We start from the raw sequence: 10,989 nt of genomic DNA, 5'->3' as shown, positions 1-10,989 counted from the left end.
CGACGATGCGCCTGCGCGACGGCGGCCGCGCGCGCGATTATGAGACGCGGTGCCACGTCTGCGACTTGCACAGGAAGCCGCCGACGAGGCAGCCCGAGATCTTGAGCGTCGTCGGCGACGTCTGGACGAGGCGCGACGAAAAGGTCCGCCCCATGTCGGGGACATAGACGCGCCCGGCCCAGCTCGCCCGGTCGAGCCGCGTATAGCTCTGGAGCAGCTCCGTCCCGATCAGCGCGTTCACCCCCGCCTCGCGCGCGTCGGCCAGCGCCTGGTCGCTCGCCCACACGATCGCGCCGCACAGGTTGGGGCCGCACGGCGCGGTCCGCACCGCCAGCGTCCCGCGCGGATTCTGCCACGTCCCCAGCACCGTCGCGCTTTCCGCCGAGTTCGCAGGCGCGGCCGCCGCCAGCGTCGCGATCACCGCGCAGATCGTTCCCCCGATCGTCTTCATGCTCTTCCCCCGCCCCGTCATCGTCCCCGCCCCGTACATCACCGCCTCCCCGTCGCGATCGCGCCCGGCACGTCCGCAGCCATCGCGTCGATCAGATGCTTCACCACCCCCGGATGGTCGTTGTTCAGGAAGTGCCCGCCCGGCATCGCGATGATCCGCGCGTGCGGCAGGTCCATCACCGGGCACAGGCTGTCATGCTCGCGATCGCCATAGATGCACGTCACCGGCAGCCAGGTCAGCGTCCGTGCGGTCGTCGGGCCCAGCGAATCGGGCGTGCCAGTGTAGGCGATGTTGCTCGGGTCGGCGCGGAAATAGACGGTGCGCCCCGGCACCACCAGCATCAGCGCGCCGACATGCGCACGCAGGTCCTGCGGCAGGTCCGCAAGCCCGGTCTGTGCGATATCCGCGCCATAGCTCTGCCCGACGACGACGATCCGGTCCGCCCCGGTCCGCGCCATCGCCTGCCGGATCGCGCCCGCGATGATCGCATCGAGCTCCGCGCGCGTCCGCTTCGTCCCGAACAGCGTCGGTGAGTTGAGCCCGACGACTTCGATGCCCCGCTTCGCCAGCGCCTCGGTCGTGAAGCTGCCGATGCCGTAGCGCAGCCCCATGTCGCCCGACACCAGCAACACCGCCACCGAATGCCGCCGTCCGTCCGCGCCATAGAGGCGAAACGCGTCGCGATCGAAGAATCCCGCGGTCACCGCCAGATACGCGACGGTCGCCACGAAGAGCGCAGCGATTCCGCCCGCGATCCACCAGATCCTGCGACGCAACGCACCGCCGGGGCGATGCTCCTGGATGACGGCCTGTTTCATCCCCGTTCCTCTGCGCCGCGCCGCCTGTCGCGGCGGTGGCACCGCCATGACAAAAGCGTCATGCCGCCCCGACGCGCCCCGTCCGCTCCAGCTTGCCCCAGCCGATCCAGAACCCGCCGATCGCCGACGCGATCGCTTTCAGCACCACCCAGTACATCAGCTGGCGATAGACGAACCGCTGCGCGACCAGCAGGTGCGCGGGATAGCGCCGCTCGCGCGGCTCCAGCCGGTACGCCACCCAGCCGCACACGATGTCGATGCTGGTGAACGCCACCCAATAGATCGCCATCAGCAGCACGTCGCTCTGCGTCTGCGCCCAGCCATGCTGCTGCACGCGCACCGCGGTGCCGACGATCGACATGACAAGCGCCAGATCGATCAGCGGCGAGATCGCGGCGAACACGATCTGGAACGTCCACGCCTGCGGAAGGCCCACCAACGCCAGCCCCGCGGGCTCGCGCGTGCGCAGGATCGCGCGGTGCTTCCACAGGCATTGCAGCGTTCCGAACGCCCAGCGGAAGCGCTGCTTGGCCAGCGCGCGGAACGTCTCGGGGGCCTCGGTCCACGCCACCGCGTCGACATCGTACTCGACCGCCCAGCCCGCGCGCTGGATCGCGATCGTCAGGTCCTGGTCCTCCGCCAGCGTGTCCTCGGGATAGCCGCCGACCGCGTCGAGCGCCGCGCGCCGCCACGCGCCCACCGCGCCCGGCACCACCGTCATCGCGTCGAACCGCGCCAGCGCGCGCCGCTCGACATTCTGCGCGGTCACATATTCCACCGCCTGCCAGCGCGTGACGAGGTTCACGCGGTTGCCCACCTTCGCATTGCCCGCGACCGCGCCGACCTCGGGATCGTCGAACCAGCGGACCAGCCGCGCGACCGTCTCCTTCTCGAACTGCGTGTCGGCGTCGAGCGCGACGATGATCTCGCCCTTGGCTTCCTTCAGCGCCCGGTTGAGCGCCGCCGCCTTGCCGCCGTTCGCCAGCGTCATCAGCCGCACCCGCGGATCGTCGCCATAGGCCTCGGCCACCACCGCGCTCGTACCGTCGGTCGATCCGTCGTCGACCACGATCACCTCGATCGTCGCCTCGGTGCTCGCCAGCACGCGCTCGACCGACGAGACGATCACCCGCTCTTCGTTCCACGCGGGGATGATGATCGACACCAGCCGGTCGGGCGCCATCGGCGGCGGCACGACGCCGCGCTCGGCGCGCGCGCCCCACCATGCCAGCGACGCCATCAGCACCGCCCGCCCGATCCCCAGCGCGATCGCGACGAAGAACATCCATTTCAGCGTCCACGCCAGGAACGCCAGTGCCGCGAACACGCCCACGTCGGCGCGCACCGCCAGCAGGTCCTCGCCCGCGATCGGCGGCATCACCTGCGCGCGGCTCAGCCCCGCCAGCGTCGACACCGGCACGAAATCATACCCGCGCGCGCGCAGGCCATCGATGATCCGCGGCAGCGCCTCCAGCGTCTGCTCACGGTCCCCGCCGCCGTCGTGCAGCAGGATGACGTTCGCGGACCGCTCCTCGTCGCCCGCCAGCACCTGCGCGATCGTCTGGTTCACGATCGTGTCCACGCCTGGGCGCTTCCAGTCGCCCGGATCGACATGCAGCCCGACGACGGTATAGCCGCGCTCCTGTGCCACCAGCGCAGGGTCCAGCTCGTCCGCGGTCGTCGGCTCGGCGTCGCCGAAATAGGGTGCGCGGAACAGCCGGGTCGATCGCCCGGTATACGCCTCGATCAGCCGCTGCGTCGCGTTCACCTCAAGCGAGATGCCGCGCGCGGACACCTCCGCCATGTTGGGATGCGTATAGCTGTGGTTGCCGATCTCGCTCCCCTCCGCGACGATCCGCCGCAGCAGCCATGGGTGTGCCAGCCCGTTCTCACCGACGATGAAGAACGTCCCCGGCGCCTTCTTCGCCTTCAGCACATCGAGGATCTTGGGCGTCCAGTCGGGATCGGGGCCGTCGTCGAACGTCAGCGAAAGCATCTTGGGCCGGTCGCCGACGCGGTGCACGACATAGGGTCGCGGATAGCGCTGGAACGTCTCGTCGCGGATCAGCCCGTGCGAATCGAACTGCACCGTCCGCGCGCCCGCCGCCGGGGTGGAGGTGATGCGCAGGATCTCGCCATTGCCCTCCACGTCGACGTTCGCTCCGCTCTGGATCACCGACAGCGCGGGATGCTGGCCATTGCGCCACGAGGAGAAGACGTTCCAAACGCCCGGATCCTCGCTGCCCAGCCGCCACAGCGCGACCGCGCCGACGCGCCCCGCCTTCACCGCCGCCAGCTGGTTCCACACCGCGGTCGCATCGAGCATCCACACGCTGTGCTGCTGGCCGCCCTCGTCGGTATAGGCGAAGCTGGTGTTGCCGCTGGCGGGATCGAACGTCACCTGCGCGCCGCTGTCGTGCGCGGCCAGCCACGCCTCCTCCATCGACAGCGCGTCGGTGGCGCCCCCGTGCCAGTCATAGGCATAGCTGCCCACCGCCACGATCAGCTTGTCGCGCCCGATCTCGCCGATCGCGTGGCGCAGCTGCGCGACGAACCAGGGCTGCGACGCGATCGGCCCCGGCGTCCCGCCCTGCCAATGCTCGTCATAGTTCATCAGGAACAGCCGGTCCGCCACCTTTGCGAACGCCTTCAGGTCCCACGCCGGATCGCCCGCGGGCACGGTCACCGTCACCAGCCGGTGCGTCGCCGCCAGCGCCGCGCGCGTGTCCGCGATCAGCGCGCGATACCCGGCCAGCGAATTCTCCGGCAGGCTCTCCAGGTCATAGACGACGCCCGCCGCCTTCTGCTGGTCGAGTGCCGCCACCAGTTGGGCGACGAATGCCTTGCGTGCCTTCGCATCGCGCAGCAGCGCGCCTGCGCCTGCGCCGTCCCACACGCCATCGGCCGCGTTCTGCACCATCGGCAGCACCGCGGGGCGCTTCGCCGCGCCCGCCATCACCGCGTCGAACTTGGCATCGGGCGTGCGCACCAGCTGATGCGCCGGACCGTTGACGCTGAACTGCGACGGCACCACCCAGTCGAGCTCGCCGACGTGCCGCTCGAACGACGCGCGGCTGGCATCGTCCCACGATACGTAGAAGCCCACCGTCAACGGCCGCCCGTCCGCGCCCTTGGCGGTCTTGTGCGGCAGCCACCCCAGGTTGCGCAGCCGCCGCCCGACGCCGTGCCGGATATCCGCGATCTTGGCCGCCAGCGGCGCGGGCTGCGCACGCTCGAACGCGATGGGCAGCGGCTTGCCTGCCGGCACCATCACGATCGTCGTCGCGAACACCGCCGCGGTCGCGACGAGGATCAGGATCAGCGCGAGCACGCCGCGCATCGAGCGCCGCTTGCGCGCGCCGCTGGGATCGAAAAAGACGGGTCGGGACATGGGTCAGGCCTGTAGGCGAGAGCATCGGAAAGCGCCGTGTCGCCGCCATGACAAAGCCGTCATGTGACTGCACCCTGGCGCTTGCGGCACGTGGTTTGGACTTACTCCGTCCGTTCGTTTCGAGCGTAGTCGAGAAACGCGCCACGAACGCCCGCGCAACGCTTCTCGACGTCTCTCGAAACGAACGGGGCAGGACGAAGCCGACCGGAATACGCACATCGCTCGATAGACGACGTGCGATCCGCCGATCCACCCTACCCCATCTGCCGCGCCACCGACTTGCGCGTCGCAGCACCATAGGGCGGCTTCAACCCCGCCAGCTTCGCGACGTCGAGCCGCGACTGCTTGTACACCGCCTTGGCGTGGCTGAACGTGCGGAACCCCTCCGCCCCGTGATACGCCCCCATCCCCGACGGCCCGACCCCGCCGAACGGCAGCTCCTCCATCGACACGTGGAAGACGACGTCGTCGAGCGTCACCCCGCCCGAGATCGTCCGGTCGAGCACGCGCCGCCGCTCGTCGCCGTCGGGGCCGAAATAATAGAGGCCCAGCGGACGGTCACGCCGGTTCACCTCGCCGATCGCGGCGTCGATCCCCGTGTAGCGCCGCACAGGCAGGATGGGGCCGAAGATCTCCTCCTGCATCAGCGTCATGTCGTCGGTCACGTTCGTCACGATATGCAGCGGCATCTTGCGCGCGTTGGTGCCCGTGAAGTCCTCCCCCGCCGGGTTGACGACCTCGACGGTCGCCCCCTTCGCGCGCGCATCCTCCACCCAGTCGGTCAGCCGCTGGAAATGCCGGTCGTTGACGATCGCGGTATAGTCCGGGTTCGACAGCAGCGTCGGATACATCGCCGACGCCGCCGCGCGCAGCCCGTCGACCACCGCCGCCTCCTGCTCGGCGGGCACCAGCATGTAATCGGGCGCGAGGCAGATCTGACCCGCGTTCAGCATCTTGCCCAGCGCCACCCGCTCGGTCGCCGTCTTCACGTCCGCACCCTTGCCGACGATCACCGGGGACTTGCCGCCCAGCTCCAGCGTCACCGGCGTCAGATTGTCCGCCGCGGCGTGCAGGATATGCTTGCCGATGCCGGTCGCGCCGGTGAACAGCAGGTGATCGAACGGCAGCGCCGCGAACGCCTTCCCCACCTCCGCACCGCCCGACACGAACGCCAGCTCGTCGGGCGCGAAATAGGCGCCGACGATCTCCTCGAACAGCGCCCCCGTCACCGGCGTGAACTCGCTCGTCTTCACCATCGCGCGGTTGCCTGCCGCGAAGATCCCCGCCAGCGGCGACATCACCAGGTTCACCGGGAAATTCCACGGCGCGATCACCCCGATCACGCCCTTGGGCTGATACTCCACCCACGCCTTCGCGCCGAGCAGGCCCAGCGGGAATTGCACCGGTCGCCGGTCACGCTTCGCCCAGCGATCGAGATGCTTGATCGCGTGCTTGAGTGGCGTCACCGATCCCGCGATGTCGGTCAGCATCGATTGCTCGCGGCTGCGATGCCCGAAATCCTCGCTCAGCGCGTCGCAGAACCGGTCGGCATGGTCCGCGATCATCGCCACCGCGCGCTTCAGCCGGTCCTTGCGTGTCGACAGCGGTTCGGGGAGGGCGTCCATGAACGCCGCACGCTGCCCGGCCAGTATCGCATCCATGCCATTCCCCCCTGCTATGTTACGCGCAGCCGATCATTCCCGCGATCGGCATCACGATGCTGTCCTTGCCCGCGCGATCGATCCGCAGCGTTGCCTCGGGCACCAGCGCGCCGCCCGTCAGCCCGCCGCGCGTCGACACGGTCAGGTCGAGCGTCGCGACCGTGTCGCCGCGCCGGTACTCGGTCGATCCCGCCAGCCCGTACCCGCCCTCGCCGGACTGCGCGGCCTTCGCATAGTCGAGCGTCTCGCCGTCGAGCGCGATCCGGAGCGTCGCGGGGTCCGCCACCGCCATCGCGACCAGCGCCTTCGTCGTCCCCGTGCTGAACAGATAGGCCGCGCACCCCTTCGACGGCAGCGCCTGCTGCGCCAGCCCGCCGACCGGCAACCCGTCGATCGACGCGGGCGGCTTGGGCGGGTCTGCGGCGAGCAGCAGGAGCAGGGCGGCGATCATGGCGCGAAGACTATCATGGCCAGCCACGCCGGGTAAGCCGCGATCGCCAGGAACGCGCCGAACGGCAGCGCGGTATCCGCCGCCACGTCGCGCCCCCGCGCCCGCAGCCACAGCGCCGCCCCCAGCCCCACCAGCGCCGCGATCAGCAGCACCGCGGGCAGCATCCGCCACCCCAGCCACACTCCGATCGCGCCGAACAGCTTCGGGTCACCCCCGCCCAGCCCCTCGCGCCCGCGCAGCAACCGATATCCCGACCCGATCGCCCACAGCGACGCGAAGCCCACCGCCCCGCCGATCGCGCGATCCGCCAGCCCCGGCTCGACCCCCGCCATCGCGCTCGCGGCTCCCGCCAGTGCCAGCGTCGCGGTCAACGCATCGGGCAGCCACATCTCCGCCAGATCGAGCGCCGCCAAGGCCAGCAACACCCACCCGAACACCGCCCCCGCGACCGCCGCCGGTCCGGTCACCGCCAGCCCCGAGGCGACCCCGATCCCCGCCGCCAGCGCCTCGATCCGCCAGTGTCGCGCATCGATCCCCGCCCCGCACGTCCGGCACCGCCCGTGCGACGCCGCCGCGCTCAGCAACGGCACCAGCTCCCACGACGCCAGCGTCCGCCCGCACCCGTCGCATGCCGATCGCCCGCGCATCACCGATCGCCCCTGCGGCCAGCGGATCACCAGCGTCGCGAGGAAGCTGCCCATGATCGCGCCGAGGATGCCCAGCGCAACGGGCCACAGGAATGGATCAGGCACCTGCCTCGCGTATCAGATACCGATAGACCCCGAACAGGTTGATCGCGAACATCACCGCATTCTGCGTCCCCAGCGCCCCGTCCTTCGCCAGCACTGCCCCCGCGATCCACGCGACCGACGAGGCGAGGAACAGCACGAACCCCCACCCCGTCGTGCGCCGCCCATAGTCCGCCGCCACCATCAGCGCCGCGATCATCCCGCTGATCGATGCGAACCATTTCAGGGCGGTGGTGAGTGTGTCCATGTGCAGGGCGTAGACGCTTGGCTTTGCAATCCGGCACGACAATCGCGCTGATCGGAATCAACGCGGGGACGGGGTTTGCAACCCGATGCCACCACGCCTAGATCCCCGCCAAACATTTGTTACGGAGACCTCGCGCATGGCTACCGATCCCATCGTCATCCTCTCTTCGGCCCGCACCCCGATGGCGTCGTTCCAGGGCGCGCTGTCCGGCGCGTCGGCCACGGATCTGGGCGCCGCCGCGGTCAAGGCGGCGGTCGAACGCGCGGGCGTTTCGGCCGAGGCGGTCGAGCGGATCTACATGGGCTGCGTCCTCCCCGCCGGGCTCGGGCAGGCACCCGCACGGCAGGCCGCGATCAAGGCCGGGCTCGGCGAGCATGTCGAGGCGACGACCGTCAACAAGATGTGCGGCAGCGGCATGCAGGCCGCGATCATGGCCGCCGAGGCGCTCGGCGCCGGCTCGGTCGACCTCCTCGTCGCGGGGGGAATGGAGAGCATGACGAACGCCCCCTATCTCTCCCCGTCGCACCGCAGCGGCGCGCGGATCGGGCATGATCGCCTGATCGACCACATGTATCTCGACGGGCTCGAGGACGCGTACGAGCCCGGCCGCCTGATGGGCAGCTTCGCGGAGGCGACCGCGGGCGCGTACCAGTTCACCCGCGCGCAACAGGATGACTACGCGATCGAATCGCTCGCCCGCGCGCAGGCCGCGCAGGCCTCGGGCGCGTTCGATCGCGAGATCGTCGCGGTCGACGTCGCGGGTCGCAAGGGCACCACCACGGTGTCGCGCGACGAACAGCCCGCCAAGGGTGACGCCGCGAAAATCCCGACGCTGCGCCCCGCCTTCGCGAAGGACGGCACGATCACCGCCGCCAACGCCTCGTCGATCTCGGACGGCGCCGCCGCGCTGGTGCTGACACGCGCCTCGGTCGCGGAACGTCTGGGCATCACCCCCGTCGCGCGGATCGTCGCGCATGCGGCGCACGCGCACGCGCCGTCGTTGTTCACCACCGCCCCCGTCTTCGCGATGCAAAAGGCGCTCGAAAAGGCGGGCTGGACGAAGGATGAGGTCGACCTGTTCGAGATCAACGAGGCGTTCGCGGTCGTCGCGATGATCGCGATGCGCGATCTCGGGCTCGACCACGCGCGCGTCAACGTCAACGGCGGCGCGACCGCGCTGGGCCACCCGATCGGCGCCTCGGGTGCGCGCATCCTCGCGACGCTGCTGTCCGCGCTCCAGGCGAGCGGCGGCACCCGCGGCATGGCCTCGCTGTGCATCGGCGGCGGCGAGGCGACCGCGATGGCGGTCGAACTCGTCCACTGATCGTTCGGGTCAGCGCTCCGCCGCGGTCGCGCGGGGCGCACCGAACCGGTTCGCCCCGCCCTTCGTCACCGCGCGCGCATAGGCGGGGCGCGCCTGCAACCGATCGAGCCAGCGCATCATCGCGGGGTAGCGCGCACCGTTCGGCGTCCCTGCCACGATCTCCGCGACGACCGCCATGTTGACGTCCGCCCCGGTCAGCGCATCGCCCACCAGATAGTCCTGCGCCGCCAGCCGCGCCTCGACGAACCCCAGGTGCCGCGCCGTCTCGGCATCGATCCGCGGCTGGAGCGGCGCGCCCGCCTCGCCCAGTCGCGACACGTACAGGTTCAGCATGACCGGGAGCATCGCCGACCCTTCCGCATAATGCAGCCACATGTGATAGTCGTCATAGTCGGGCGACGCCGGGTCGGGCGCGAGCCGTCCGCCACCATGCCGGCGGATCAGATAGTCGATGATCGCCCCCGATTCGAACACGACGCGCCCGTCATCCTCGATCAGCGGCCCCTTGCCGAGCGGATGCACCGCCTCCAGCGAGGGCGGTGCCAGCCGCGTCTTCGGATCGCGGTGATGGATCACCAGCGCGTACGGCAACTCCAGCTCCTCGAGCAGCCACAGGATCCGCATCGAGCGCGAATGGTCGAGATGGTGAAGCGTTATCATAACAAATCTTATGCGGGATGCGGGGGCGTTTCGTCCAGAGGGTTGACCGTCATGCCTCCCCCTCCCGTCCATCACTCCCCCGTCACCCCGGACTTGATCCGGGGTCCCGCTTCTTCGTCTTTCGCGTGCAAGAGGGGCAGCGGGCCCCCGGATCAAGGCTATCCTCAGCGTTTCGAAGGGTCCAAGGTGACGACCTCACCTTCCCTTCACCTCACCGCCGCACGTCGAGCCCGCCCGCCAGATACGCCTCGACATCCGCCGCCCGGAACAGCGCCGCATCCCCCGGCAGCGAATGCTTGAGCGCCGCCAGCGCCAGCCCCGTCCGCGCCGCATCCTCCAGGTCCCCGCCCGAGCGCAGCGCATGCAGCACGCCCGCCGCGAACGCGTCGCCCCCGCCGATCCGGTCGACGATCCCCGACAGCACCACTTCCGCGGTCTGCGCCACCGCAGCGCGCGTCTCCACCCGCGCCGCCAGCCGATGCCGGTCGACATCCTCCACCACCCGCGCGGTCGACGCGATCGTCTGCAACCGCGGGAACGCCGCGAACGCCGCCTCCGCCGCATGCCGCCGCCGGTCCTCGCCGTCGCCTGAGAAATCGTCGCGCCCCAGCAGCAGCGCGATGTCGCGGTGGTTGCCGAACAGCAGGTCCGCGTGGCGCACCAGTCGCGTCAGGATCGCACGCGGGTCGCTGTCCCACCGCGCCCACAACTTCCCCCGCCAGTTCCCGTCGAACGATACCGCCACCCCGCGCGCCGACGCCGCCTCGACCGCCGCCAGCGCGCTTGCCGCCGGCACCGCCCCCAGCGCGGGCGTGATCCCCGACAAATGCAGCCGGTCCACGCCGTCGAGCAGCACGTCCCAGTCCCACGCCGAAACCGGCGCCTCCGCGAAGCTCGACCCCGCCCGGTCGTAGATCACCTCGGTCGCGCGCAGCCCCGCGCCCGAGGTCACGAGGTACAGCCCCATCCGCTCCCCCGTCAGCGCGATATGCCGCGTATCGACCCCGTGCCCCCTGAGCGTCGTGATCGCCGCGCGCCCCAGGTCGTTGTCCGGCACCGCGCTCGCGAACGCCACGTCGTGCCCCAGCTTCGCCAGCTGCGTCGCCACGTTCGCCTCCGCGCCCGCCACCCACACGTCCAGCCGCGGCGTCTGCAACAGCATCTCGCGACCAGGCGGCGACAGCCGCAGCATGATCTCCCCGAACGCCAGCAGCTTGCCCATCGGTCCCTCTCCCTC

At 70.4% G+C, this 10,989-nt stretch carries 10 protein-coding genes; 1 reads left to right on the top strand and 9 read right to left on the bottom strand.

Annotated elements, in window-relative coordinates:
• Positions 1-37 precede the first annotated feature (37 nt).
• The 7 genes from ACV7NO_RS08300 to ACV7NO_RS08270 all read right to left on the bottom strand — a co-directional run bounded on the left by ACV7NO_RS08300 (position 38) and on the right by ACV7NO_RS08270 (position 7,768).
• The gene (locus ACV7NO_RS08300; RefSeq protein ID WP_463405531.1) at positions 38-451 is read right to left on the bottom strand and encodes a DUF2147 domain-containing protein; all 414 of its coding nucleotides are present in this window, start codon (positions 449-451) and stop codon (positions 38-40) included.
• Positions 452-489: 38 nt separating this feature from the next.
• Positions 490-1,269: an AcvB/VirJ family lysyl-phosphatidylglycerol hydrolase gene (locus ACV7NO_RS08295; protein WP_463405530.1), complete on the bottom strand. Its 780-nt coding sequence runs from the start codon at positions 1,267-1,269 to the stop codon at positions 490-492.
• Between the two features lie 58 nt (positions 1,270-1,327).
• The gene (locus ACV7NO_RS08290; RefSeq protein WP_463405529.1) at positions 1,328-4,660 is read right to left on the bottom strand and encodes a glycosyltransferase; all 3,333 of its coding nucleotides are present in this window, start codon (positions 4,658-4,660) and stop codon (positions 1,328-1,330) included.
• A 254-nt stretch (positions 4,661-4,914) separates the two neighbouring features.
• Positions 4,915-6,321, bottom strand: coding sequence for a coniferyl aldehyde dehydrogenase (locus ACV7NO_RS08285; RefSeq protein WP_463405528.1), 1,407 nt, complete (start codon positions 6,319-6,321; stop codon positions 4,915-4,917).
• A gap of 19 nt (positions 6,322-6,340) precedes the next feature.
• Positions 6,341-6,772 (bottom strand): hypothetical protein, encoded by a 432-nt coding sequence (locus ACV7NO_RS08280; protein WP_463405527.1) that lies wholly within the window; start codon positions 6,770-6,772, stop codon positions 6,341-6,343.
• Positions 6,769-7,524 (bottom strand): prepilin peptidase, encoded by a 756-nt coding sequence (locus ACV7NO_RS08275; protein WP_463405526.1) that lies wholly within the window; start codon positions 7,522-7,524, stop codon positions 6,769-6,771. Before ACV7NO_RS08275 ends, ACV7NO_RS08280 begins: the two co-directional genes overlap by 4 nt.
• Positions 7,517-7,768, bottom strand: a complete 252-nt coding sequence (locus ACV7NO_RS08270; protein ID WP_463405525.1) for a hypothetical protein — start codon at positions 7,766-7,768, stop codon at positions 7,517-7,519. Before ACV7NO_RS08270 ends, ACV7NO_RS08275 begins: the two co-directional genes overlap by 8 nt.
• A 136-nt stretch (positions 7,769-7,904) precedes the next feature.
• Here ACV7NO_RS08270 and ACV7NO_RS08265 point away from each other — a divergent pair, with 136 nt between their 5' ends.
• Positions 7,905-9,092: an acetyl-CoA C-acyltransferase gene (locus ACV7NO_RS08265; protein WP_463405524.1), complete on the top strand. Its 1,188-nt coding sequence runs from the start codon at positions 7,905-7,907 to the stop codon at positions 9,090-9,092.
• A gap of 9 nt (positions 9,093-9,101) precedes the next feature.
• On the opposite strand, the gene ACV7NO_RS08260 is transcribed toward ACV7NO_RS08265, so the two are convergent.
• Together ACV7NO_RS08260 and ACV7NO_RS08255 are read right to left on the bottom strand one after the other, a co-directional pair.
• Positions 9,102-9,752, bottom strand: a complete 651-nt coding sequence (locus tag ACV7NO_RS08260) for a glutathione S-transferase family protein (protein WP_463405523.1) — start codon at positions 9,750-9,752, stop codon at positions 9,102-9,104.
• 211 nt (positions 9,753-9,963) lie between these two features.
• The gene (locus tag ACV7NO_RS08255) at positions 9,964-10,974 is read right to left on the bottom strand and encodes a sugar kinase (protein WP_463405522.1); all 1,011 of its coding nucleotides are present in this window, start codon (positions 10,972-10,974) and stop codon (positions 9,964-9,966) included.
• Positions 10,975-10,989: the final 15 nt, after the last annotated feature.

Source organism: Sphingomonas sp. Ell38C01 (assembly GCF_055231975.1).
Note: the sequence above shows the minus strand (reverse complement) of the source record. Positions and strands in the feature narration are given on the sequence as shown.